Raw genomic sequence first — 24,428 nt, forward strand, 5'->3', positions numbered from 1 at the left:
CCATGACGCATGTCGATGTCGCGGTCGTCGGTGGCGGAGTCATCGGGTGCATGATCGCCCGGGAGGTGGCGCTGCGGGCTGCGCACGCCTCCGTGCTCGTACTCGACAAGGATGCCGTCGGGTCCGGAGCCAGTCGCCGGTCGGCCGGTCTGCACTTCCCGCGCGGTACGAGCGAGCGCGTGCGCCGCATGTCCGCCTACAGCCAGGCCTCCTACCGCGCCCTGCTCGACGCCGATCCGGCGCTGCCCATCCATCCGGTTCCCCTGCTGGTGGTGTCCGACCGCGCGAGCGCGGACCAGGTGGAGGCCGCCTATCTCGACGAGGCCGGACTCTCCCGGGTGGACGCCCTGCCGGACTGGCTGCCACCCCTGTCGCCCGAGACGGCGGCCTGGACGGGCGAGGGCGCCCAGTACGCCGATGTCGGCGCACTGGCACGGGTGTTGGCCCGGTCGCTGCGTCCGGGGACGACCTTCCGCGAGGGTGTCCGCGTCGACTCACTGGAGCGGGTCGGGAGCGGCTACGAACTCGGGCTTGGCACGGGAGAACGGGTCACGGCCGGCTCGGTCGTGCTCGCCCCCGGCCCGTGGCTGGCCGCACCGGCCTGGCGCGAACGGCTGGCGGTGCTGGATGCCCGGGTGAAGAAGGTCGTCGCGCTGCACATCGAGGAGCCGCCCGCCGCGCGGGACGGAGTCGTCGTCTTCCACGACGAGGACGCGTTCCTGCTTCCGCTGCACGGACAGCGGCGCTGGCTCTTCAGCTACACCAGCCAGGTCTGGGACGTGGACCCCGACCGGCTCACCGGCAGCCTCTCCCCGTCCGACCTGGCCGAGGCCCGTGACGTACTGCTCAGGCGCGCCCCCCGCCTGGCCGATTCCGCCCGCAGCGGGCGGGTGTTCTGCGACGCGTACAGCGCGGACCGGGAGCCGGTGGTACGCGCCCTGGACGAGGAGGGGCGGCTGGTCTTCGCGGGGTGCGCCAACGGCTCCGGCTACCGGCTCGCACCCGCCATCGCCAGGGAGGCGGCGCAGCTGCTCCGCACCGCCGTTGAGAACCTTTCCGACCAAGGGAGCCACCGATGAACGTGAGCGTCTTTTCCACGGAAGAACTGCACCAGGCATTCGGCATCGAGATGAGCTCCGTGGAGAAGATGGGCGCCGGAGCCGGCTGGGGCAGGGTCGCCCCCGGAGTCACCTCCGATCCGCACCAGCACGACGAGATCGAGATGTTCGTCGTCGTCGCCGGGACCGGCTGGGTGGCCTTCGACGGGCGGCGCGTACGCGTGGAGCCGGGCACGGTGTGCCAGTTCGAGCCCTTCGAGACGCACGTCATCGAGAACGACGGCGACGTCGACCTGGTCTTCTTCGACCTGTACTGGCGCGACCCGGCGCGTGCCGCCGAGTCCGCGGCGGCGGGCGGCACGCGCCGCCGGTTCCACGAGAGGCCGGTGTTCGTCTTCTCGACCCCGCCCACCCCCAACGGCGACCTCCACCTCGGTCACCTGTCCGGTCCCTACCTGGGGGCCGACGCCTACGTCCGGTTCCAGCGCATGCGGGGCACGCAGGCATGGCACCTCACCGGGAGCGACGACTTCCAGAGCTATGTGGTCGACCGCGCCCGCCGTGAGGAGCGCGACCCGGCGCGTACCGCCGAGCACTACAGCGCCGAGATCGCCGCGACGCTCCGGCTGATGGACATCGAGGTCGACCAGTACACGGTGACCAACCAGGACCCCGACTACCGGGAGGGGCTGCGCGGGTACTTCTCGAAGCTGGTCGGCTCGGGGGCGGTCACGGTCCAGGAGACGGCGGCCCTGGTGGACGCCGAGACGGACGCCTACCTCTACGAGGTGGACGTGGCGGGCGGCTGTCCCGGCTGCGGGGGCGCCACCAGCGGCAACATCTGCGAGGAGTGCGGCGAACCGAACACCTGCGCAGATCTGGCCGACCCGCGCAGCGGCCGGTCGGACGCGCCGCCCGAGCAGCGGCGCCTCCCGCGCTTCGTCCTGCCCCTGCACGAGTTCGGCGGCGAGGTCGCCGACCACCACCGCCTCGGCCGGGTCCCGGCCCGGCTGCGCGCACTGGCGGAGCGGGTGTTCGCGCGCGGCAGGCTCGACATTCCCGTGACCCACCCGTCGGACTGGGGCGTACCGCCCGCGGAGTCGGGGGCGGCCGGGCAGGTGATCTGGGTCTGGCCCGAGATGTCCTACGGCTTCCTCCACGGCATCGAGGCCCTCGGCGGCCGCCTGGGCCGCACCTGGCAGGCCGCGGCTCCCGAACAGGACTGGAAGTTCGTCCACTTCTTCGGCTACGACAACAGCTTCTACCACGCGGTGCTCTACCCGGCCCTCTACCGGCTGGCGCACCCCCGGTGGAACCCCGACATCGATTACCACGTCAACGAGTTCTATCTCCTGGAGGGCGGCAAGTTCTCCACCAGCAGGCGCCATGCCATCTGGGGCAAGCAGATCCTGCGGCCGGAGACCGTGGACGCGGTGCGCTACCACCTGGCGCTCACGCGTCCCGAGGAGCGGCGGACGAACTTCGAACTCGCGGCGTACACGGAGACCGTCCAGCGGGTCCTGGTGGACGGCTGGCAGGGCTGGCTGAACGACCTGGGCGCCCGGGTCGCCGGGCAATACGGCGGGACCGCCCCCGACGCCGGTGTCTGGACCCCTGAGCACACGGCGTTCCTCAACCGCCTGGGAATACGGCTCGCCGCCCTCGCCGACAGCTACGGGCAGGACGGATTCTCGCTGAACCGCGCGGCCGCCGAACTGGACGGGATCGTCGCCGACACGCGGCGGTTCGCCGAAGCGGAGGCACGCACCGCGCAGCTCGCCGGCTGGAAGGACGAGGCCCGCACGGCCGTCGCGCTGGAGCTGGCCGCCGCGCAGCTCCTGGCCCGCGCGGCCGTGCCGGTCATGCCCCGGTTCGCAGCCCGGCTCGCCGAGGCGCTGGGGAAGGCCGACCTCGCGTCCTGGCCCGCTCAGGTCGAACTGGTCACGCCCGGCACCCGGATCGACCTTGAGCAGCAGTCCTACTTCGCGGCCCTGCCGTCGGACTGGCCGCCGGCGGGGGGAGTCCAGGCATGACGGACTCCGTGATCAACCGCCTGGTGGCGAGGCCGCCGGCGCCCGGCCACCGGATCTCTTTCATCCGGCTCGGCAGCGTCAGGACGCTCGACCTGACGGAACTGTACGAACAGTCGGGCCGTGTCGCCGCCCACCTGCGCGGCATCGGCGTCGGGGCCGGGGACCGCATCGGCGTCCTGGGAGCCAACAGCCTGGAATGGGTGCTGCTGGACCTGGCCGCACTGCGGCTGGGGGCAGTTGTCGCGGGCTTCGAGCCGGGCAAGTTCACCGATACCGCAGAGCTGGTGGCACGCTACGGGCTCGCGGTCCTGTTCACCGACCAGAACGTGCCGGCGGACGCACCGGCCGCCGTCCGGGCGTTCACCGAAGTCGCCGACGCCGCGCGCCGCGCCTGCCCGGGGCCTCCCGTACCCGTCGTGTACGGGCCCGAGGACGTGACGACCATCAAGTTCACCTCCGGCAGCACCGGTGCGCCCAAGGGGCTCGGGGCCACCGTCGGCAGTATCGACGCCTCGATACGGGCCGTGCAGGAGCTCTTCGGACACGGGGGCGACGACAACCTCTTCGTCTTCCTTCCGCTGTCGCTGCTCCAGCAGCGGTACTGGCTCTACTCCGCCCTCTGCTTCGGCCACGACGTGACCGTCACCACGTACGAGGCGGCCTTCGCCGCACTGGCAACGGCCCGGCCGACCGTGGTGATGGGCGTACCGGCGTTCTTCGAGGCCGCCCGGCAGCAGATCGGCCGGGACGCCGCACGCGCGGAGGGCGTCGCGCCCGAGGAGGCCCGCCGCGCGGCCGCACGCCGTCTGTTCGGCGACCGCATCCGGTACCTGTGGACCGGGTCGGCCCCGGCGGACAGGGAGGTGCTGCGCTATCTCACCGACGCGGGTCTTCCCGTCTACGAGGGCTACGGCCTGAACGAGACGTGCATCGTCAGCAAGAACCACCCCGGCGCCCACAAGGAGGGCAGCGTGGGGAAGGTGCTGCGGGGCAAGGAGGTGCTGCTCGACGAGGACGGCGTGATCCTCGTGCGCAGCGAGCACCCGGTGAACCGGCGTTACACGTTCGCCGAACCCGGCGACTCCGAGCGGATGTTCCTCCCCGACGGGGTGGTGCGCACCGGGGACCTCGGGCACGTGGACGAGGACGGCTTCCTGTTCATCCGGGGGCGCGCCGACGACGTCATCGTGCTCGGCAACGGCAAGAAGGTGATCGTCCGGCCGATCGAGGAGCACATGCGGACGAGTCCGGCGATCGAGGAGTGCGTGGTGTTCTGCCCCGCGCAGACGTCACTGGTTGCGGTGGTCTCGCCTTCCTCCGACACGGCCGACACCGAGGCGATCGCCGAGCAACTGGCCCGCACCAACGCCGCGTTCGGCCGGGACGAGCAGATTCGCAAGGTCGTGGTCGCGAGCCCGCGGCCCAGCATCGCCAACGGCATGCTCACTTCGCAGTTCAAGCCGAAACGGCAGGCCATCTTCGCTGCCTTCCAGTCGGAGATCACGAACAACCAGGACGGAATCCATGCCCAGTGACATCGAGACCATCGCGCGGCAGAACCTGTCGGCCGCGGTCCAACCGGCCGTCGACCCGGACGCGTTCGAACCGGACACCGATTTGACCGACTACGGACTGACCTCGTTGCAGAAGGTCCTGTTCCTGACGCGGCTCTGCGAGGACCTCGCGGTCGACCTGGTGCATCTGACCGAACGCGACGTCGCGGAGATGCGCACCCTCCACGATGTCGTCGACACCCTGTCGCGCTACGCCGGAAAGGCCTCATGAAGTGAGTTGGGCAGAGCTGGCCGCGGCCACGCTGGAGAACGACCATGTCAGGCTGCGGCCGATCGGTCCCGAGGACCGTGAGTCGGTCCACGACATCGCGATGGACCCGGTGATCTGGCGCTACTTCGTGAGTCTGGTCGAGACGGAGGAGGACTTCGACGCCTTCTTCCGGGGCATGCTCGCCGACCACGCGGCGGGCAAGCGCGTGGTCTTCCACATCACCGACAAGAAGACAGGGCGCTGCGCGGGGAGCATGAGCTTCGGCAACCTCTCCGAGGCGGACGGACGCCTGGAGATCGGCTGGTCCTGGCTGGGCATCGACTTCCAGGGCCGCGGCATCAACCGCTGGGCCAAGTACCTGCTGCTGGAGCACGCCTTCGAGACCCTGGGCGCCGAGCGCGTGGAGTTCAAGACGGACCAGCTCAACGTGCAGGCCCGAGCGGGCCTGCGCAACATCGGCGCCCAGGAGGAGGGCGTCCTGCGCAGCTTCAACCCGATGCCGGACGGCAGGCGCCGGGACGCCGTCTACTACAGCGTGCTGCGCGGAGAGTGGACGTGGCTCAAGGACGAGCTGGCCACCCACGCGAAGGTGACGCGTCCGGGCGCGGCGGTGTGACCGACGGAGCGGGCGTCGCCCATCTGCGCCTCAGCGGCACTCCCTACGAGGTCGGCCGGCAGCACGGAACGGCGCTCGCCGGGTCGCTGCGCGGCTTCGTCGACGACTCCCTCTGCCGTCTCAACCTGCTGCTCGACGAACAGGTCTCGATGGCCGGGCTGCACCCCGTGCTGTCCGCGTTCGACGCGGTGATCACGGCGGAGCTGCCGCGGCTGGCCGAGGAGATCACCGGGCTCGCCGACGGGATCGGCATCCCCCGCGACCAGGCGCTGCTGCTGCAACTGCGCCGGGAGATCCTGGGCTACCGGAAGATCCCGGCGCGCGGCGACTGCACGACGTACGCCAGGGCCGGCTCCCATCCGGTCCTGGCCCAGACGGTGGACCTGAACGGTGACCTGGACGACCGCATCAGCGTCCTCGACATCGGTCTCGAGGGCTCCCCGCGCCGGGCCCTGGTGCTCAGTTTCGCGGGGCTCCTCGGCTATCTCGGGGTGAACAGCGACGGCCTGGCCGTCGGCCTCAACCTGGTCCTCGGCGGCGACTGGAAACCAGGAGTCCCGCCGTACCTGGCCATACGCCATGTGCTGGACTGCGCCGGCGGCGTCGACGAGGCGGTCGAATTCCTCCGCGGTCTGCCGTTGGCCAGCTCCCGTTCGTTCATGCTCTGCGACGCGGACAAGGCGGTGTGGGTGGAGGCCCTGGACGGTGAGTTCCGGTGCTTCGAGGCCCAACAGGCCGAACATACCAACCACTTCCTCCACCCCGACTTCCAGCCCTCCGACGAGATCAACGTCTTCGCGCGGAACTCCTCACGCCGACGGCTGGAGGCGTGCCGTGCCGGTCTCGCCGCGATGGCACCGGCGGCGGGGGTGGAGGACCACTTCGCTCTGCTCTCGGCTCCTCCCATCCGCGTTGCCGCGACCGGTGACATCCGGTACGAGCGCACCGTGGCCGCCGCCGTCGCGCTGCCGGGGAGCGGCCGGCTGTACCTCAGGCCGGGCGACCCCGCCGCCTGTGCCACCCGGGAGTTCACCGTGACGGACCCGGGCGGGACCTGAACGCCGCGGTCGGTGCGCGGACCTGACGCATCCGATCCGGCGCATCCGACCTGACCTTGATCTCTTCGACCTCCGACGGGCGAGAACATGAACGTGCTTGATGACGAGAACGGGTGGTCCCCCGCCCCGGCGGACCACGAGGGCCGGCCCACGACCGCCCTCGGAACGGCCGCGGTGTCCAGCGCCGCTACCGCTGCCGGCGACCTCTCCAGGCTGCTGATGATCAGGCACTTCGAACTGACCGTCCTGGACCTGTTCGCGCGCGGGCTGCTGAACGGTACGACGCACACCTGCATCGGCCAGGAGTACGTGCCGGTGGCCCTGGGGCCGCTGCTGGCCCCGGAGGACTTCGTGTTCAGCAACCACCGCGGCCACGGCCACTACCTGGCCCGGTTCGACGACCCCGAGGGCCTGTTGGCCGAGATGACCGGCCGCGAGGGCGCCGTCTGCTCGGGCGTCGGCGGCAGCCAGCACATCTTCCGGGACACCTACCTGTCCACGGGGGTGCAGGGCGAGAGCCTGCCCGTGGCCGTGGGCACGGCCCTGTGGTTCCAGCGGACCGGCAGGGCCGGGATCGCCGTGGCCTACATCGGCGACGGCACCTGGGGCGAGGGCGCCGTCTACGAGGCGTTGAACCTGGCCGCGCTGTGGCGGCTGCCGCTGGTGGTGGTCGTGGAGAACAACGGCATCGCGCAGACCACGCCGACCGCGAGCGCCATGGCCGGTGACATCGCCGGGCGCGCCGCGGCGTTCGGCATCGACCATGTGCCCGTGACCGGCAGCGACGTGGCCGCGATCCGGGCGCTCCTGGCGCCGGTGGTGGAGCGGGCGCGCGCCGGCGGCGGGCCGTGCGTCGTGGAGTTCGCGACCCACCGCCTCGGCCCGCACAGCAAGGGCGACGACACGCGTTCCGCGGCCGAGGTCGACGCCGAGCGGGAACACGACTGGTACGACGCCTGTCGGCGTCGGGACCCCGACCTGTTCGCCAAGGTCGACGACGAGCAGCGGACGCGGATAGCCGACGCCGTGGACCGGGTCCTGGCCCGTCCGGCCTCGGTCTGGGAGAGGAGCTGACCGATGGAGCGCGTCGCTGAGAATCTGAACCGGGCCCTGCACGCGGCCTTCGCCGCCGACCCCGGGCTGTTCCTGCTGGGGGAGGACGTCACCGATCCGTACGGCGGCACCTTCAAAATCACCAAGGGTCTTTCGTCGGGCTACCCCGACCGGGTCCTGAGCACGCCGATCAGCGAGCAGTCGCTGGTGGGCGTGGCCAACGGGCTCGCGCTGTCCGGCGGGCGCGCCATCGTCGAGATCATGTTCGGCGACTTCGCCACCTTGGCCTTCGACCAGATCGTGAACTTCGCGGCCAAGTCGGTCGCGATGTACGGCCGGCGCGTCGAGGTACCGGTGATCGTGCGCTGTCCCACCGGCGGCCGGCGCGGATACGGCCCGACCCACAGCCAGAGCCTCCAGAAGCACTTCATCGGCGTGCCGCACCTGTCGGTGTACGAGATCTCGCCGTTCCACGACAGCACGGCGCTGCTGGCCGGTCTGCTCGCCGCCGGCGAGCCGGCCGTCCTGTTCGAGGACAAGGTGCTCTACACGCAACCGATGCACGAGCCGGGCACGGACGGGCCGTTCGCCGCGGACTTCCCGTTCGGCGCCGACGGCCCGGCACGCCTGCGGATGTCGGACGGCGACGACACGGCCGACTGCGTGATCGTCGCGCCCGGCGGCGTGGCCCGGCGAGCACTCGCGGCGGCCGGGACGTTGTTCGCGGAACGGGAGATCACCTGCGAGGTGATCGTTCCGACCCGGCTGTACCCGTTCGACGTGGAGCCGCTGCTGCCCGCCCTGGCCGGCGCCGAGGTGGTGTGCCTGGTCGAGGACTCGGCCGCCGGCGGCACCTGGGGCTCGGAGGTCGCCACGCGCGTCTACGAGCGCTTGTGGGGCCGCCTGCGGCGCCCGGTCGTGCTGTGCAGCGCCGAGGCCGAGGTGATTCCGACCGCCGCCCACCTGGAGCAGACCGTGCTCCCTCAAGCGTCCGACATCCACCGCGCCATCTGGGAGGCGTTGCATGCGTGAACTGCTGCTGCCGAAGTTCAACAACAACGACGAGGGCTGCGTCCTGGTCGGCTGGACGGTCGACGACGGCGCCGAGGTGTCCGCGGACGCGGTCGTCGCCGAGGTCGAGACCGCCAAGGCGTTGGAGGAACTCGTCGCGGACATCGACGGCGTCCTCCACCGGCTCGTCGAGGCGGGATCGCACTGCGAGTTCGGGCGGCCGGTGGGGCTGCTGTTCGACAGCGTCGAGGAACGGGACGACTACCTGGCGAGCCCGGCCGCCGCCGGGCTCGCCGCCGCCCCCGGGGGCCCGGATGAGGGCGAGGACTCCGAGGGCGGTCCGGCCCCGGTCCTCAGCGACGCCGCCCGCACCCTCGCCGAGGAGCACGGCATAGGAGCCGGGCAACTGCGCGCGCTCGGCAAGCGGATGGTGAAGGCCTCCGACGTCCAGCGGCTCATCGACCAGGGGGCAACGGACCAGGAGCCGGCCCCCGACGCGGCCGGGCCGGCCGAGGAGACCCAGGAGACCCAGGAGGCCGAGGCGTCCGAGGACGCGGAGGTCGTCAGCCTCAGCCCGCGCCAGCGCGCGGTGGCCGCCGTCGTCAGCGAGGCGCACCGCACCATCCCGGCCGCCTTCGCCGCGATCGCGGTCGATCTGTCGGCGTTCCGCGCGACCCGCGGCGGCGACGCCCCGTACGGCCTGGTCGAGCTCCTGGTCAAGGCCATTGCCGCCCGCCATGCCGACTTCCCGCTGTTCTTCGCCACACCCGGTGGGGGCCATACCCTCACCCTCGCGCCGGCCCCCAACGTCGGGGTCACCATCGACGTCGGGACGGGACTGTTCATCCCCGTGCTCAAGGACGCCGACCTCCGTGCGATCGACGAGCTGACCGACGACCTCATGGACTTCCGGGTCAGCGCCCTGCGGCAGAACTTCCGCGAGGACGCGTTCGCCGACGAGGCCATCACCCTTTCGCTGCACAACGATCCGGACATCGTCCTGGCCGCGCCGATCGTCCATCCGGGCCGCACCTGCGTCGTGACCCTGTGCGCCGAGCGGAGCGAGGTGGCCCTGGCCGAGGACGGCGTGCCGTTCACTCGGCCCGTCACCACGGTCGCGGTCACCTACGACCACCGCTATCTCAACGGCCGTGACGCGGTCCGCTTCCTCACGGAGGTGAAGCGGGACCTGGAGAGCGCCGACTCCATCGCCCGGCTCGCGGGCTGAGAGACCGCCGGGGCCGGTGGGGGAACGTCATCCCGTTCCCCCACCGGCCCCGGCGCGCTCCCGTGCCTCCGCACCCGGGCCGGCGATCGCGGCGGCACGGGGACGGGTAGGGGCCGGGCTCAGTCCGTGCGCTCGCGGGACGCGTCGGCGCCGCACGCGTCCTGAAGTCGCTTGAGGTGGGTCAGGCCGGTCATGACCTCGTCCGTGGGCAGTCCGAAGTCGATGAGACACGCGATCTCGTCCACGCCGAGCTCCGCGAGCCGCGCCACGACCTCCTCGCCCTTGTCCACCGAGCCGAGCAGGCCCACGTTGTCGAAGTAGTGATCGAAGGCCCGCTCGACGAGCATGTCGATCTCGTCCGGCTCCAGGTCTCCGGTGCTGAGGTCCGACGACAGGATCAGCCCGAGCGAGCTGCGCATGTAGGCGCTCAGCGACGGCCGGACCAGCTCACGGACCGCGTCGGTGTCCTCACCGAGGCAGGTGTGCACCATCACCGCGACATGGCCCGGCCAGCCGGCGTCGGCCGCGGCCGCGCGGTACTCGGCGATCTTGTGCGCCAGTTGTTCGGGAGTCTGTCCGAGGAGGTGGGTGAGGAGCCCGGCGCCGATCCGGCCGGCGCTCCGGAAGGTCTCGACGTCGCCGACACTGGCGATCCAGACCGGCAGGTCGCTCTGTACCGGCGGCGGGTACGACCGCACCTTCACCGGGGTCCCCGCGCCGTCGATGACCTCGATCGCCTCGCCGCGCCACAGGGCACGCACCTGCTCGATCCGCTCGTACATCTCCTCGCGGCGGTTCGTGTACGCGGCCGGATTCAGGGCGAAGTCGACGGCGTGCCAGCCGGAGGCGAAGGACACCCCGACCCGGCCCCCGGAGATGTTGTCCACCACGGACCACTCCTCGGCGATGCGCAGCGCGTGGTGCAGTGGTGCCACCACGCTGCCCGCCCGGATCTTGACACGCTCCGTCGTCGCGGCGATCGCCGCACTGGTCACCGAGGGGTTCGGATAGGTCCCGCCGAAGGGGTGGAAATGGCGTTCCGGGGTCCACACCGCCGCCAGACCGTTCTCATCGGCGAAGCGGGCGCCTTCGAGCAGCAACCGGTACCGGTCGGCCTCGGCGCCTCCGCTGTCGTTGGCGAAATAGAAGAGGCTGAGATCCATCGTGAGTTCTCCCCAGCGGATACGGTTCGGAGTCGGGGTGTATGGCGAACATCGTTCGGTAAATGCGCCCGTTCCTGATTCATAGCACCCGCGTTCTTCGTGGACGCACTCACTGCGGACCCTGGTGGCAATCGACCGCCGGAATGTTGTCTCGCTGGCGAGACAAGCGCACGATGGACACGACCTTCGGGAAATCAGGTTTCGTTCATACAGGAGAGCCGTGGCCCATCCGTTCGAAGATGAGGAAGGCGTTCATCTGGTCCTGGTCGACAGCGAGGAGCAGTACTCGCTGTGGCCGGTGTCCCGTGGCGTGCCCACCGGCTGGCCGGTCGCGCACCACGCGGACACGCGGACGGACTGCCTTGCACATGTGGCCGCGCACTGGTCGGACCTGCGGCCCGCGAGCCTGCGCGAACTGACCGACGACGTACGAGAGGTGGCCAGGTGACGGTCGACAGCGGGTTCCGCAACCCCATGGACGAGCTGGTGGTCGGCAAGGTGCGGGAGCTTCTCGGGAATCCGGGCATCGGCATCGGCGACGACTTCCTGGCCGTCGGCGGCAACTCCATCATCGCCGTCCGCCTCGGTCAGGCCCTCCGCCAGGAGCTGGGGATTTCCCGGATCACGGGCGTCATCCTCAAGAACCCCTTGCTCAGCGACCTCAGTGACGTACTGACCGAACTGGTCGGCAAGGCGTCCTGATCCCGGCGTCGGAGCGGAACACGCTTCGGCCGCTGCCCCGGCGGCGGGGTTCTGTGGTTCGATTCTCCGTGCCGGCCAAGGAGATGCCTCTCGTGTCTCGCCGGCAAGACAATGGCGCATCGACCTTTTCTGGGAATTCGGCGTCATCCCCCTTTCGGTCCGTTGAACAATCTCGCGGGCTCATATGACTGGCTTTCTCCAGATGTGACAGATCGGTTGGAGTTCCTTCGTGTCCGGAATGCCGTACGACAAGGGTCAGGTCATATCGGATTCCGGCAGCAATTCCGGAATCCGGCCGCGGACCGGCTTCCTGTTCTCGGGGCAGAGCTCGGAGTACGTCGGCATGGGCGTCGGACTCCACCGCGAGCACGCGTTGTTCCGCGCGGCCATCGACCGGCACGCCGACCAGTTCCGGCGGCTCACCGGCGTCGCTCCGCTCGACGTGTTCGCCGACCCGGCGGCCCAGACCCGGGCCGAGCTGCTCCAGCCGGCGGTCTTCCTGCTCCAGGTCGCGCTCGCGGAGTTCTGGACCGCGTGCGGGGTGCGGCCGGACGCGGTGGCGGGCCACAGCCTCGGCGAGTACGCGGCCGCCTGCGTGGCGGGGGTGTTCGGCGTCGAGGAGGGGCTCGAACTCGTCAGCGCCCGCGGCCGCGCCTTCGCGGCGGTGCCCGGCGCCGGCCGGATGGTCGCCGTGGGCGGCCCCGACCCGGCGGAGCTGGAACGCATGGTCGCGGCCTACGGCGACGCGGCTTCGGTGGCCGCGTACAACGCTCCGGAACGGATCGTCGTCTCCGGCACCGACGTGGCGATGGAGGAGCTGGCGGCGGCGTTCGAGCGGCAGGGCCGGCCGACCGTCCCGCTGGAGACCACCCACGCCTTCCACTCGACGCTGGTCGCCCCGGCCGTTCCGGCACTGGTCGCGGCGGCAGGCCGCGTGCGGCACCGGGCCCCGGCGGTGCCGATGGTCCTGAACCTCACCGGGGGCTGGGCCGCGAGCGGGGACATCGGCGCACCGTACTGGGGCCGGCAGCTCACCTCGCCGGTCAGGTTCACGGCGGGAGTCCGGGCCCTGATGGACGAGGGCTGCACGGTCTTCCTGGAGGTGGGGCCCGGACGGTCGCTGACCACGGCCGGCCGGGCGCAGAGCGACGGCGGTGAGCTCTGGCTGGCGGGGCTCGCGCCTCGGAGACCGGACTCGACGACGGTCCTCGAGCACTTGACCGCGTTGGAGGAAGCGGGGATTCCGGTGGACTGGGTGCGGTACCACGCGCCGTTCCGTGCCGGCCCGACGACGGCCGGTGGGAAGCCGGAAGCGGACCGGCCGGAAGCGGTCGGGGCCGCCCCGGCGCCCCCTGCCGAGCTGCCGTTCCGGATCGAACGGGTCGTGATCCACGCGTCGGCGAGTGCCGCGGGCTCCGGAGTCGCGGTGGTCCGGCCCCGGCCGGGCGGGGCGGCGCGCGAGGTCGTCGACGTCTCGGTCGTCGACGCCGCCGGCCGGCCGGTCGTCGAGGTCGTCGGGCTCGAACTCGGGGCGCGGCCCGGTGCCGAGGCGGGCGGGCCGGACCAGCTCCCGCCCGAAGAGGCGGTGCGGCTGCTGGGCTCGCTCGACGCGCTGACCGAGGACCAACTGCACGCCCTCCTGCCCCGGTTGGCAGGCCCAGGCGCTTCCACCCCGTCGGATCGACCGAGGAGTGACACCCATGACTGACCACGACCTCAGGAAGAGGCTGGAGACGGCGCTTCGGGCACGGGCCGGACAGGCACGCACCGAGCATCCGCTCTCGTACGCGCAGAGCTCCTTGCTGCTGCTGCATCAGATGGACCCGGACAGCGCGTCCTACAACGTCGCCCTCACGGCCCGGTTCACCGGCGGATTCGACTCCGCCGTGTTCCACCGGGCGTTGCAGTCGCTCGTCGGGCGGCACGCGTCGCTGCGCACCACGTTCAGCCGGGCGGGCGCCGACGACGGGGGCGGCCCCACGGGCCGTCAGACCGTGCACGGCTGGCTCGAACCCGACTTCGCCGAACTGGACGCGCGCCAGTGGACCGAGAAAGAAGTCCAGGAGGCGGTACGCGCCGCCTATCGCGAGCCGTTCGCCCTGGTGAGCGGGTCGCCCCTGCGTGTGCGGTCCTATCGGGTGGCGCCCGGAGAAGCGGTCGTGCTGCTGGCGGCCCACCACGTGGTGTGCGACTTCTGGTCGCTCGGCACCATGCTGGCCGAACTCGAACAGCTCTACGCCGCCGAGGCCGAACGGCGCCCGGCGGGGCTGCCCGGGAACAACCGGCCGTACAGCGACTTCGTCGCGTACCAGCGGGAGTTGATGGCCGGCGAGCGGGGTGCTGGGGCCCGCGCCTACTGGCACGCGCAGCTGGCCGGCCCCGTGGAGCCGGTCCGGTGGCCGCAGTTCGATCTGGACCCGGCGGACACTGACGGCGGCGGCTCGCTCATGTTCCCCCTCCCCGCGGAGCTCGCCGCGGACGTGTTCGCGCTGGCCAAGGCGGAAGCGGTCACGCCCTACGCGGTCTTGCTGACGGCCTTTCAGATCCTGGTCGGCCGCTACACCGGCCGGCACGACGTGCTGGTAGGGAGCCCGTTCGCCGGCCGCACGGACCCCGCGCTGTCCGAATGCGTCGGGAACTTCATGAACCCCGTCGTGCTGCGGGCCGACCTGAGCGACGCGGTCTCGTTCCGCGAGCAGCTCGGCCGGACCCGACGCACGGTCGCCGAGGCGTTCGAGCACCAGGACTACCCCTTCGAGCTGCTCGTCGGCGAGCTGGCGCCGCGCCGGACGGACGGCCGCAATCCGCTCTTCCAGACGATGTTCATCTACCAGAAGTCCGGCCGGCATCCAGCCCACGCCGCCCTCCATGTGGCCGACGACGGTGCGTCCCCGGCCGCCTGGGCCGGACTGACCGCGGCGCCGTTCCCGCTGGACAAACAGGACGACCAGCTCGAACTCCTGCTGGAGGTCGTCCACGACGGTGACCGCCTCGTCGGAGTGCTCAAGTACCGCAAGTCCGTCTTCTCCGCCGCCGCGGCCGGCCGCGCCGCCGAGCACTACACGACGCTGCTGCGGGCCGCGGTCACCGACCCGGACCGCGCTGTGCCGGATCTGCCGCTCCTGGACGAGGCCGGGCACGGCGACGGCCGGAGCCCCGAGCCGGTGTCCGTCGCGCCGGACGACAGCCTGGCGGCCCGCTTCCGGCAGGCCGCGGAGCAGTACGCCCACCGCACGGCCGTGCGCTGCGGCGCGGACGAACTCACCTACGCCGGACTCGACGAGCTGGCCGGGCGCTGGGCGGCCCGGCTGCGCGCCGAGGGCGTCCGACCGGGCAGCCGGGTCGCCCTCCTGCTCGAACCCTCCCTCGACACGGTGGCCGCGCTCGTCGCGGTCCAGCGCGTCCGGGCGGCCCACGTGGTCCTGGATCCGTCCTGGCCCGCGGCATGGCACCGGGCGGTGCTCGACGACAGCGGAGCGCACCTGGTGCTCACCCAGCCGGACCTGGCCGGTCTGCTGGCGGGGGCCGCGGTGCCGGTCCTGGTCATGCCGGACACCGAGCTGCCGCCGGCCGGCGAGCCCGGCGATCTGCCGCGGGCCGGCGATGTGGCCCACACGGTCTACACGTCCGGCCCGGCCGGGACACCGCTGGGGACCGACATCGAGCACGGCAATGTCCTGGCCCTGTTGGAGTCGATGCGTGAGCACGCCGCCTTCGACGAGACCGCGGTCGGGGCGCTCTTCCACCCGGCCGGTTCCGAGCCGGCCCTGTGGGGTGCCCTGCTGGCCGGGGCGTGCCTGGTCGTCGTGGCTCCGGGGGAGGCCCGGTCGCCCGACCGCGTCCACGCGCTGCTCGTCGAGGAACGGGTCACGCACCTGGTCCAGACGCCCTCCGCCCTGCACGGCCTGGACGCCGTGATCGGGCGGACCGGGGCCGAGGGCCTGGCGCTGCGGCACGTCTTCTCGTGCGGCGGGCCGCTGCCCGCGCCGCTCGCCCGGAACGTCCGCGCGTGGTGCGGGACGCTGTGGACCGGGTACGGCCCGGCCGAGACCACGGGCTGGGTCACCGCGCAGCCCGTCCGGCCCGAGGACTGCGCGGGAACCGCCGTACCGGCAGGGCTTCCGCTGGCGAACGGCCGCATTCACATCCTCGACGAGCACGGGCACCCGGTACCGCGGGAGTTCACCGGCGAGCTCCACATCGGCGGACCGTGCGTCGGCCGGGGCTACGTCGACCAGCCGGGGCTGACGAAGGAACGCTTCCTGGAGAGCCCCCTCGAACCGGGGGGCCGGCTGTTCCGCACCGGCGATCTGGCGCGGATCGACACCACGGGTCGACTGCACCTCCTGGGCCGTGCCGACAACCAGGTGGTGGTGGACGGGTTCCGGGCCGAACTGCAAGGCCTGGAAGCCCGGTTGGACGAGCTGGCCGGTGTCGCACGGTCGGCGGCGCTGCTCGTCGGCGAGGGTGCCGACGACCGCCGGCTCGTCGCCTGCGTGGTCCCCGAACCGGGGGCGGACGTGACGGAGAGCGCCCTGCTGGCGGAGCTGGGCTCCGCATTGCCGCCCTCCCTGCTGCCCACCGAGATCAGGTCGGTCGACGCGTTCCCGCTCGACGCGGACCGCAGGACCGACCGCGCCGCACTGGCCGCACACTTCGCCGGCGCGGCCGCCCGAACCGGCGCCGCCGGGGCGCCGAGCGACCACGAGCGCCGGGTGACGGCCGTCTGGCAGCAGGTACTGCGACGCCAGGACATCGGGCGCGACGACAACTTCTTCGACCTGGGCGGCACGTCCATGCTGCTGGCCCAAGTCCACGAACTGCTCGCCGGCGACGCCGTGAACCAGCCGCTGAAGGGGTCCGAACTGTTCCGCTATCCCACCGTGGCCACGCTGGCCGCACGCCTCGGCCGGGCCGCCTCCGAGCCCGCCGCCGGCGCGGGCCGCGACCGCGGCCGGACAGCGGGCCGCCGCGCCCGGCCGGCGGACGACACGGTCCGCGGCGCGCGCCTGCGGGCCCGGGAACGGGGAGGCAAGAATGCCTGACGCCGACGTGACGTACGCGGCCGACGCGGCCGACGCGATGGTCCACTCGAACGACGTGGCCGTGATCGGGATGTGCGGCCGCTTTCCCGGCGCCCCCGACCTGGACACGTTCTGGCGCCGGCTGCGGGCCGGGGACGACCTGCTGACCACCTGTACCGACGACGAACTCGCCGCGGCCGGCGTACCCGAGCGGGTGCGCCGCGATCCGCAGTACGTCCCGCGGTCGGCGGCCCTGCCCGACGCCTTCGACTTCGACCACGAGTTCTTCGGCTACACCCGGCGCGACGCGAAGCTGATCGACCCCCAGCAGCGGCTCATGCTGGAGGTCGCGTGGGAGCTGCTCGACACCATCGGCTACTCCGGCGGGGCCGGCGGCCAGGCGGTCGGGGTGTTCGCCGGCGCGGCGATGAACACGTACCTGACGAATGTCGTGGCCCGGTCCTGCGACCTGCTGACCTATGACGGCATCGGGCTCATGGTCGCCAACGACAAGGACTACATGACCACGCGGATCTCCTACAAGCTGGGCTTGAAGGGGCCGAGCGTCAGCGTGCAGACCGCCTGTTCGACCTCGCTGGTCGCGGTGCACGTGGCCGCGCAGAGCCTGATCGCCGGGGAGTGCGACATCGCGCTGGCCGGTGGCGTCTCGGTGATCGCGAATCCGTATCCGGGCTACGTCTACGGCGAGGGGATGATGTTCTCCCCGGACGGTCACTGCCGCCCCTTCGACGCGGACGCCGCGGGCACCACGTTCGGCGACGGCGTCGGCCTGGTGGCCCTCAAGCGGCTGGACGAGGCGATCGCGGACGGCGATCGGGTCCTGGCGGTGCTGAAGGGCTCGGCGATCAACAACGACGGCGCCGACAAGATCGGCTACACCGCCCCGAGCGTCGAGGGGCAGCGGGCCGTGATCAGCGAGGCGCACGCCGTCGCCGGAGTGGACAGCGACACCATCACGTACGTCGAGGCGCACGGAACCGCGACCCCTCTGGGCGACCCCATCGAGTTCACCGCGCTCAACGAGGCCTTCGCCGACGGCGGCGCCCGGCCCGGACAGTGCGCGCTGGGCTCGGTCAAGGCGAATGTCGGGCATCTGGCCGCGGCCGCCGGGATCGCCGGGTTCATGAAGGCGGTGCTGGCCCTGCGGCACCGGGAGATCCCCGGCCACCCGGCCTTCACCCGGCCCAACCCGCGGATCGACCTGGACGGCAGCCCGTTCCACATCAACGTCCGGCCCCTGGTGTGGCAGCCGGGCCCGACCCCGCGCCGGGCCGCGGTCAGCTCGTTCGGCATCGGCGGTACCAATGCGCACGTCGTGCTGGAGGAGGCGCCGGTGCCGCCCGAGCGGCCGGCACCGGACGCCGGTCCCCGGCTGCTCGCGGTGAGTGCCAAGAGCGGTCCGGCGCTGCGCGAGCTGGCCGGCCGGCTGGCCGACGCGCTGGCGCGGCCGGACGCCCCCCGTCTCGCCGACGCCGACTACACGCTGCGCGCCGGCAGGCGCGCCTTCCCGCACCGCCGCGCGGTCGTCGCGCACGACCACGCCACCGCCGAGGCCGCACTGCGGGCGATCGCCGCGGAGCCCGCGACGGCGGCGACGGCGGAGACCACCCCGGCCGTGTCGTTCCTGTTCGGCGAGGTCCCGATCGAGGAATTCCAGGAGCTGGCCGAGAGCGTGCCGGCCGTGGCCGACATCGCGGGGCGGTCCTTCGACAGCGCAGCGGTCCCCGCGCAGAGCGCACCGGCCGCGCCGGCGACCGCCGCACTGGTGCTCGCGACCCTGTGGGCCGAATCCGGCGCGCGTCCCGACGCGGTCGGCGGCGCCGGAGCCGGTGAAGTCCTCGCGGCCTGCTTCAGCGGCGTCCTCGACGAGACCGAGGCGCTGGCCCTGCTGTCCTGGCGGGCCGGGCTGCTCGACGGCCCGCCCGCGGTGCGGCCGCGGGCCCCGCGCGTCCCGGTCCTGTCGGCCGTCGTGGGCGGCGAACTCCCCGAGGCGCGAGCACTCGACCCGCTGCACTGGACACGGGACGTGTGGGAGGGCGGCCGGCTGGCCGAAGCCTTCGGCGGCCGGGCCTCGGACGGGACGGCCCTCGTCGTCATAGGAACCCCCGCCGAACCGGTGCCGGGCGCCATCGCCCCGGACGGCGGCGCCGGGTCGTCGCCGGTGGAGCGGCTGCTCCAGGACGCGGCCCGGCTGTGGAGTGCGGGCGTCCCCGTGGACTGGTCGGGCTGGTCGGACCGGCCGGGTGCGGAGCCCCACCGGGTCCCCCTGCCCGCGCATCCGCTGCGGCGCAGCAGGCTGCGGCTGGACGAACCGGATCCGGCGCCGCCCGCGGCCCCCGCGGGACCGCCGCGCGGCGAGGAGCTGAAGCGGCTGCTGGCGAAGTTGTGGACCGAGGTGCTGTGCACCGAGGTCGACCGCTACGACCGGAGCCTTTTCGACATCGACATCGACGACGACTCGCTGCTCGCCGTGCGGCTGGCCCGCCGGATCGGGACGGAGCTCGGCGTCCCGCTGCCGACGATCGATCTGCTGAAGAACCCGACGATCGACCGCCTGGCGGCGCACCTGGCCCAGGTCGGCTGACGTGAACCACGAGGAGAACACCGTGGAGCCACTGCTCCCAGAGGTCGTCGCGATGGTCGGCGGCTACTTCGACATCCGGCCGGACGCGCTGGACCCGGACGTCTCGTTCGCCGATCTCGGTGCGGACTCGATGGCCCTGCTCGGAATGGTGCGGCTGGTCGAGGAGCGCTTCGGCTGCAAGATCCCGCTCCGGCAGCTGTTCGGCGACGTACGGACGCCCGCCGCGCTGGCGGCGCACCTGGACGCGAACGCGCCGGCCCGGACGGCACGGGCCGCACCGGCCACGGGCGCCGGCACGGTGACCGCCGCGGCCGCCGACGTCTCGGGGGCCCCCGCCCCCGCCCCCGCGCCCGCGCCGGTTGTGCCCGAGCCCCTCGGAACCCCCGCCGCGGCGGCCACCGTGCCGGCGCCCGGCACCTCGGCGGCGGTGGAGCGGCTGCTCGGCGAACAACTCGCCGTGATGCGAAGCCAGCTCGAACTCCTGGCGGGCGTCGCAGCCCCGGCCGCCGGACCGGTCGCCGTCGAAACGGCGCCCGCGGTCCGTCCGGCCGTCCGGCCTGCCCCGTCCCGGACCGCCGCCGCCCCGCTCGCACCCGGCGGGCGCGGCGGGGCCGGCCTCGTGGAGTCGGCGGAACGCGCCCGGTATCTCAAGGTCCTGGCCGAGAGGTTCGGCCGCAGGACGAAGGGCTCGAAGGAGTTCGCCCAGCGGTTCCGCCCGCTGATCGCCGACAGCCGCTCGTCCATCGGCTTCCGGCCCACGACCAAGGAGATGCTGTACCCGATCGTCGCCGAACGCGGGCAGGGCGCGCGGCTGTGGGACATCGACGGCAACGAGTACGTCGACCTCACCATGGGCTGGGGCGTCCACCTCCTCGGGCACAACCCGCCGGCCGTCATGGCGGCCCTGCGCGAGCGGCTGGACCTCGGCTTCGTCATCGCCTCGCGCACCGAGACGGTCGAGGAGGTCGCCGCCGGCCTGGTCGACCTCACCGGCATGGAGCGGGTCGCCTTCCTGAACACCGGCACCGAGGCGGTCATGACCGCCCTGCGCATCGCCCGGACCGCGACCGGCCGCGACGACGTCGTGGTCTTCTCCACCGCCTATCACGGTCACGCGGACAGCGTGCTCGCCGCGGCCTCCTCCGAGAACGGCGTGCGGGCCACCCGGCCGGTCACCTCGGGCATCCCGGCGCGCGCGGTGGAGAACGTGCACGTGCTCGAATTCGGCACCGACGAGGCCCTGGAGTTCATCGAGAAGCACGGCCCGCGCCTCGCCGCGGTGATGACCGAGCCGGTGACCCTGCGCACCCCCGGGGTGCAGAATCCCGAATTCCTGCGCCGGGTACGGGAGATCACCCAGCGGCACGGCACGAAGCTGATCTTCGACGAGATGGTGACCGGGTTCCGCTGCCACCCGGCCGGTGTCCAGGGGCTCTTCGGTATCGAGGCCGACCTGGCCACGTACGGCAAGATCATCGGCGGCGGCCTGCCGATCGGCGTGATCGCCGGCCGGGGCGGGATCATGGACGCGATCGACGGCGGCGTCTGGGACTTCGGTGACGACTCGCGCCCGACCGCGGAGTCGACCTTCTTCGCCGGCACGTTCAGCCAGCATCCGATGACCATGGTGGCGGCCCGGACGGTCCTTGGCCGTCTGCGCGACGAGGGCCCGGCCCTCCAGCGGAACCTCGATCGCACGACCGAGCTGTTCGTCGACGGGCTGAACGCCGACTTCCGCGAGCTCGACGTGCCGATCGACGTCCGCCGGTTCTCCTCGTTCTTCCGGTTCGAGCACGAAGAGAACATGGACCCCCTGTACTTCAACCTGCTCGACCGCGGTGTGTTCGTCTGGGAGCTGCGCAACTTCTTCCTGTCCACGGCGCACGAGCAGGCCGACCTCGACCACATCCGGGCAGCGGTCCGCGACTCGGTCGCCGAACTGCGCGAGCACGGTGTGCTCGGCCCCGGCCGCTCGTCCGGGTCCGGTGCCGCGGTGCCGCCGCCCGCGCCGCGCAGCACCCTCGCGCAGCGCCAGCAGGCCGCGCTGGACGAGGGCGGCGTACCGGCGTACCAGATGTCCGTCGGCTTCTGGCTGGACGGCCGGCTCGACCGGGACGCGCTGCGCGGTGCGGTACGGGACCTGGTCGCGCGGCACGAGAGCCTGCGGACCACACTCGCCGCCGACGGCGTGACGCTCGCCGTGCGGTCCGCCGCGCAGACGGTGCTGGACGAGATCCTGACCGAGCACGTCAGTCCGGACGACGCCGACCTCGACCGCTTCCGCCGGTCCTGGGCCGAGCAGCGGTTCGGGCTCGCGGACGGCCCGGTGTTCCGCGTCGCGCTCGTACGGACCGCCGCGGAGCGGCATCTGCTGCTGATCTCCGGGGCGCACGCCGCGGTGGACGGCTGGTCGTTCGGCGTGCTGGTCGACGACCTCGTGGCGCTGTACAACGCCGGCTGCCAGGACGTCAGGCCGCTGCTGCCGCCCGCGGCGCAGTTCCGTGACTACACCGCGTGGCACGAGCGGACCGCCGGCGGCCCCGACGCCGCCGAGCACCGTGCGTACTGGCACACCCTGCTCCGGGGCGCACAGGCCCCGGAACTGCCCGGACCCGGCACGTCCGCGCCCTTCCCCTACCGGGCGGTGCGGCACAGCGTCCGGCTCGACTCCGCGTTCTGCGAGCGGATGCGCGCCACCGCCCGGGAGCAGGGCGCGACGGTGTTCGCCTATCTGATCGCGGCCTGGGGCGCCGTGCTGCACCAGGTGACGGGGCAGGACGACATCGTCGTCCCGGTCCTGGCCGCCCGCCGCCCGCCGGAGCTGGACCATATGGTCGGGTACTGCTCGAACCTGCTGCCGCTGCGCCTGCGGCGGACGGCGGACGTTCCGGCATCGGAGTACGTGGCCGACGTTATGGAACACCTCGTGACCGGACTGGAGTCCCAGGACCACCCGTTCGCCGACCTCATCACGGAACTCGCGCCGGGCAGCGGCCTGCGCGCCGACCTGCTCGCGACGTCCATCTCGTACTACCGCCGCGTGGCGGCGCCCCCGATGGACGGGCTCACGGTGTCGGAGGCCGACCCGCTGCCGATCGTCCGCACCGGCCACCCCCTGGCGCTGAACATCATCGAGGGCGCGGACGGCCTCCGGTGCGACATCGAGATCGCGACGGACGTCGTCGCCCCCGATGTCGCCGCCGGTGTCGCGCGCCGCTACCAGAACCTGCTCGCCGGCCTGCTCGCGCACGGCGAGCGCCCGCTGGCCGAGTTGGACGGGGCCGGCTCTGACCACCTCTGAACCCCACCGCGCACACGACCACGACAGCCCTCGGACAAACGGGAGCCGCAAGAACATGATCACGGCAGGCTTGAAACTCACCCAGAGCGGCGGCATCGCGATCCTCGACGAGGACCGCCTGCTGTTCAACGTCGAGATGCAGAAGATCGCCAATGGTGCCCGATACAGCAATGTCGACGAACTCGACGACCTGGTCGGCATCATGGACCGGTTCGGCCTCAAGCCCGGCGACGTCGGCACCTGGGCGCTGGACGGCTGGGACGGCGCCGCCGACGGCCGGATCAACGTGCTCGCCGGCGGTGTCCGGACCGAGGTCCTGGTCGCCCCCTACCGGGAGACCGACCTGGTGCCCGACCCGGCGCTGCCCGGCCACCGCGGCCGGATCGTGATCGGCGGCCAGGCGCTGGACTACGACAGCTACGTCCACGTCGCCGGCCACCTGGCCTCGGCCTACTGCACGAGCCCGTTCGCGCGCCGGGGCGAGCCGTCGATGGTGCTGGTCTGGGACGGCGGCTGCTTCCCCCGGCTGTACTGCGTGGACGCCGACGGCCGGATAGAGGCCGGCGGCGAGGCGTTCCCGCTCATCGGCCACACCTACTCGATGACCTCGCAGTACTGGGGCCCGTTCAAGCGGTCGAACAAATCGAAGAACGTCGACGACCTGTCCGTGGCCGGCAAGATGATGGCGTACATCGCCCTGGGCACCTCGCGGGAGCGGATCAAGCAGATCTTCCGCGAGGAGTTCTTCGCCTTCTTCGACGCCGACACGCCGCGGGTGCGGGAGTACCGGCGGGCCATCATCGGGTGCGGCAGCACCGGTGAGGCGTCGCACGCCTATGTGCACCAGTTCCTCACCGCCGTGCAGGCCCGCACCGCCGCGCTCGGGGTCCTGGACGAGGACGTGCTGGCCAGCGTCCACACGTTCCTTGAGGAACTCCTGATCGACCGGGTGACCAGGAAGATCCAGGAGTGGAAGGGCGGCGGCGCCTGGAACCTCTGCTTCGCCGGGGGCTGCGCGCTGAACATCAAATGGAACAGCGCCCTGCGTGCGCACCCGACGATCAAGGCCATGTGGGTGCCGCCGTTCCCGGACGACTCCGGCGTCGCCATCGGTACGGCGTGCCTGGCCGCGGCCGGCGGCTCCGGGCTCCGGCCGATCCAGTGGAGCGCGCGGCTGGGCCCGGACCTCGAACCGACGGCGGACGTTCCGGGCGGCTGGAGCACGTCGCCCTGCACGCCGCAGGAGCTGGCCCACATCCTGCACACCACCGGCCAGCCCGCGGTCGTGCTCGACGGCCGTGCCGAACTCGGACCCCGCGCGCTCGGCGGGCGCAGCATCATCGCATCGGCCGTCGAGCCGTCGATGAAGCGGCTCCTGAACGACGTGAAGAGCCGGGAGCACTTCCGGCCGGTCGCCCCCATCTGCCTGGAGGAGCACGCCCCGGCCGTCTTCAACCCGGGCACGCCGGACCCGTACATGCTGTTCGAACACTGGGTCCGTCCCGAGTGGATCGACCGCGTTCCGGCCGTCATGCACCTGGACGGCACCGCCCGCCTCCAGACGGTGAACGCGTCCGACGACCCGAACCTGCACGCCATCCTGCGCGAGTACTACAAGTGCAGCGGCATCCCGGTCCTGTGCAACACGAGCGCGAACTACAACGGCCGCAGCTTCTTCCCCGACGTCGCGTCGGCGATCGAGTGGGGCCAGCTCGACCTGGTGTGGAGCGAGGGCGTCCTGTACCGGCGCGAGGACTCGGCCTCCTAGAAGGGCGACGCGAGCGGCACAAG

17 protein-coding genes are annotated in these 24,428 nt (G+C 72.2%); 16 read left to right on the forward strand and 1 reads right to left on the reverse strand.

The genetic code is table 11. The features are described 5' to 3' along the window. Positions 1 to 2: 2 nt before the first annotated feature. The 9 genes from OOJ98_RS23300 (at position 3) to OOJ98_RS23340 (ending at position 9,842) form a co-directional block, all read left to right on the forward strand. A complete protein-coding gene (locus OOJ98_RS23300) occupies positions 3 to 1,079 on the forward strand; it encodes an FAD-binding oxidoreductase (RefSeq protein ID WP_267056874.1) in 1,077 nt (358 codons plus the stop codon). Then, complete coding sequence (locus OOJ98_RS23305) at positions 1,076 to 3,091, forward strand: class I tRNA ligase family protein (protein ID WP_267056875.1); 2,016 nt, start codon at positions 1,076 to 1,078, stop codon at positions 3,089 to 3,091. Before OOJ98_RS23300 ends, OOJ98_RS23305 begins: the two co-directional genes overlap by 4 nt. Then, complete coding sequence (locus OOJ98_RS23310; protein ID WP_267056876.1) at positions 3,088 to 4,626, forward strand: AMP-binding protein; 1,539 nt, start codon at positions 3,088 to 3,090, stop codon at positions 4,624 to 4,626. The genes OOJ98_RS23305 and OOJ98_RS23310 overlap by 4 nt, the downstream gene beginning before the upstream one ends. Then, the gene (locus OOJ98_RS23315) at positions 4,616 to 4,876 is read left to right on the forward strand and encodes an acyl carrier protein (protein WP_267056877.1); all 261 of its coding nucleotides are present in this window, start codon (positions 4,616 to 4,618) and stop codon (positions 4,874 to 4,876) included. Before OOJ98_RS23310 ends, OOJ98_RS23315 begins: the two co-directional genes overlap by 11 nt. Before the next feature lies 1 nt (position 4,877). Beyond that, complete coding sequence (locus tag OOJ98_RS23320; RefSeq protein WP_267056878.1) at positions 4,878 to 5,492, forward strand: GNAT family N-acetyltransferase; 615 nt, start codon at positions 4,878 to 4,880, stop codon at positions 5,490 to 5,492. Beyond that, positions 5,489 to 6,550, forward strand: coding sequence for a C45 family peptidase (locus OOJ98_RS23325; RefSeq protein WP_267056879.1), 1,062 nt, complete (start codon positions 5,489 to 5,491; stop codon positions 6,548 to 6,550). The genes OOJ98_RS23320 and OOJ98_RS23325 overlap by 4 nt, the downstream gene beginning before the upstream one ends. An 87-nt stretch (positions 6,551 to 6,637) precedes the next feature. Beyond that, positions 6,638 to 7,624, forward strand: a complete 987-nt coding sequence (locus OOJ98_RS23330; protein WP_267056880.1) for a thiamine pyrophosphate-dependent dehydrogenase E1 component subunit alpha — start codon at positions 6,638 to 6,640, stop codon at positions 7,622 to 7,624. Positions 7,625 to 7,627: 3 nt separating this feature from the next. Beyond that, positions 7,628 to 8,635 (forward strand): alpha-ketoacid dehydrogenase subunit beta, encoded by a 1,008-nt coding sequence (locus OOJ98_RS23335; protein ID WP_267056881.1) that lies wholly within the window; start codon positions 7,628 to 7,630, stop codon positions 8,633 to 8,635. Beyond that, on the forward strand, positions 8,628 to 9,842 hold the full coding sequence (locus OOJ98_RS23340; protein ID WP_267056882.1) for a 2-oxo acid dehydrogenase subunit E2: 1,215 nt from the start codon (positions 8,628 to 8,630) through the stop codon (positions 9,840 to 9,842). The genes OOJ98_RS23335 and OOJ98_RS23340 overlap by 8 nt, the downstream gene beginning before the upstream one ends. Before the next feature lie 119 nt (positions 9,843 to 9,961). Here OOJ98_RS23340 and OOJ98_RS23345 read toward each other — a convergent pair whose 3' ends face one another. Next, positions 9,962 to 11,005 carry a MupA/Atu3671 family FMN-dependent luciferase-like monooxygenase gene (locus tag OOJ98_RS23345; RefSeq protein WP_267056883.1) on the reverse strand — a complete coding sequence of 348 codons (1,044 nt, stop codon included), beginning with the start codon at positions 11,003 to 11,005 and terminating at the stop codon, positions 9,962 to 9,964. Positions 11,006 to 11,225: 220 nt separating this feature from the next. On the opposite strand from OOJ98_RS23345, the gene OOJ98_RS23350 reads away from it, so the two are divergent. The 7 genes from OOJ98_RS23350 to OOJ98_RS23380 all read left to right on the forward strand — a co-directional run bounded on the left by OOJ98_RS23350 (position 11,226) and on the right by OOJ98_RS23380 (position 24,405). Beyond that, entirely contained in the window at positions 11,226 to 11,453 is a 228-nt protein-coding gene (locus OOJ98_RS23350) for an MbtH family NRPS accessory protein (RefSeq protein WP_267056884.1), read from the forward strand. Next, positions 11,450 to 11,707 carry a phosphopantetheine-binding protein gene (locus tag OOJ98_RS23355; RefSeq protein ID WP_267056885.1) on the forward strand — a complete coding sequence of 86 codons (258 nt, stop codon included), beginning with the start codon at positions 11,450 to 11,452 and terminating at the stop codon, positions 11,705 to 11,707. The genes OOJ98_RS23350 and OOJ98_RS23355 overlap by 4 nt, the downstream gene beginning before the upstream one ends. A gap of 238 nt (positions 11,708 to 11,945) precedes the next feature. Next, complete coding sequence (locus OOJ98_RS23360) at positions 11,946 to 13,415, forward strand: acyltransferase domain-containing protein (protein WP_267057071.1); 1,470 nt, start codon at positions 11,946 to 11,948, stop codon at positions 13,413 to 13,415. Next, on the forward strand, positions 13,408 to 16,752 hold the full coding sequence (locus tag OOJ98_RS23365) for a condensation domain-containing protein (RefSeq protein ID WP_267056886.1): 3,345 nt from the start codon (positions 13,408 to 13,410) through the stop codon (positions 16,750 to 16,752). Before OOJ98_RS23360 ends, OOJ98_RS23365 begins: the two co-directional genes overlap by 8 nt. Further along, the gene (locus tag OOJ98_RS23370; RefSeq protein ID WP_267056887.1) at positions 16,745 to 19,336 is read left to right on the forward strand and encodes a type I polyketide synthase; all 2,592 of its coding nucleotides are present in this window, start codon (positions 16,745 to 16,747) and stop codon (positions 19,334 to 19,336) included. The genes OOJ98_RS23365 and OOJ98_RS23370 overlap by 8 nt, the downstream gene beginning before the upstream one ends. A 22-nt stretch (positions 19,337 to 19,358) precedes the next feature. Next, positions 19,359 to 22,637, forward strand: coding sequence for an aminotransferase class III-fold pyridoxal phosphate-dependent enzyme (locus OOJ98_RS23375; RefSeq protein ID WP_267056888.1), 3,279 nt, complete (start codon positions 19,359 to 19,361; stop codon positions 22,635 to 22,637). A 55-nt stretch (positions 22,638 to 22,692) separates the two neighbouring features. Beyond that, on the forward strand, positions 22,693 to 24,405 hold the full coding sequence (locus OOJ98_RS23380; protein ID WP_267056889.1) for a carbamoyltransferase N-terminal domain-containing protein: 1,713 nt from the start codon (positions 22,693 to 22,695) through the stop codon (positions 24,403 to 24,405). The last annotated feature ends 23 nt before the right edge of the window (positions 24,406 to 24,428 follow it).

The organism is Streptomyces sp. NBC_00083, assembly GCF_026343295.1.
Classification (GTDB): Bacteria; Actinomycetota; Actinomycetes; order Streptomycetales; family Streptomycetaceae; genus Streptomyces.

Bases quoted from the DNA above. Each gene is read 5' to 3' on its own strand.
- OOJ98_RS23360 (WP_267057071.1), top strand. From the start codon at position 11,946: ATGCCGTACGACAAGGGTCAGGTCATATCGGATTCCGGCAGCAATTCC.
- OOJ98_RS23310 (WP_267056876.1), top strand. From the start codon at position 3,088: ATGACGGACTCCGTGATCAACCGCCTGGTGGCGAGGCCGCCGGCGCCC.
- OOJ98_RS23340 (WP_267056882.1), top strand. From the start codon at position 8,628: ATGCGTGAACTGCTGCTGCCGAAGTTCAACAACAACGACGAGGGCTGC.
- OOJ98_RS23300 (WP_267056874.1), top strand. From the start codon at position 3: ATGACGCATGTCGATGTCGCGGTCGTCGGTGGCGGAGTCATCGGGTGC.
- OOJ98_RS23305 (WP_267056875.1), top strand. From the start codon at position 1,076: ATGAACGTGAGCGTCTTTTCCACGGAAGAACTGCACCAGGCATTCGGC.
- OOJ98_RS23370 (WP_267056887.1), top strand. From the start codon at position 16,745: ATGCCTGACGCCGACGTGACGTACGCGGCCGACGCGGCCGACGCGATG.
- OOJ98_RS23345 (WP_267056883.1), bottom strand. From the start codon at position 11,005: ATGGATCTCAGCCTCTTCTATTTCGCCAACGACAGCGGAGGCGCCGAG.
- OOJ98_RS23315 (WP_267056877.1), top strand. From the start codon at position 4,616: ATGCCCAGTGACATCGAGACCATCGCGCGGCAGAACCTGTCGGCCGCG.
- OOJ98_RS23330 (WP_267056880.1), top strand. From the start codon at position 6,638: ATGAACGTGCTTGATGACGAGAACGGGTGGTCCCCCGCCCCGGCGGAC.
- OOJ98_RS23365 (WP_267056886.1), top strand. From the start codon at position 13,408: ATGACTGACCACGACCTCAGGAAGAGGCTGGAGACGGCGCTTCGGGCA.
- OOJ98_RS23335 (WP_267056881.1), top strand. From the start codon at position 7,628: ATGGAGCGCGTCGCTGAGAATCTGAACCGGGCCCTGCACGCGGCCTTC.
- OOJ98_RS23380 (WP_267056889.1), top strand. From the start codon at position 22,693: ATGATCACGGCAGGCTTGAAACTCACCCAGAGCGGCGGCATCGCGATC.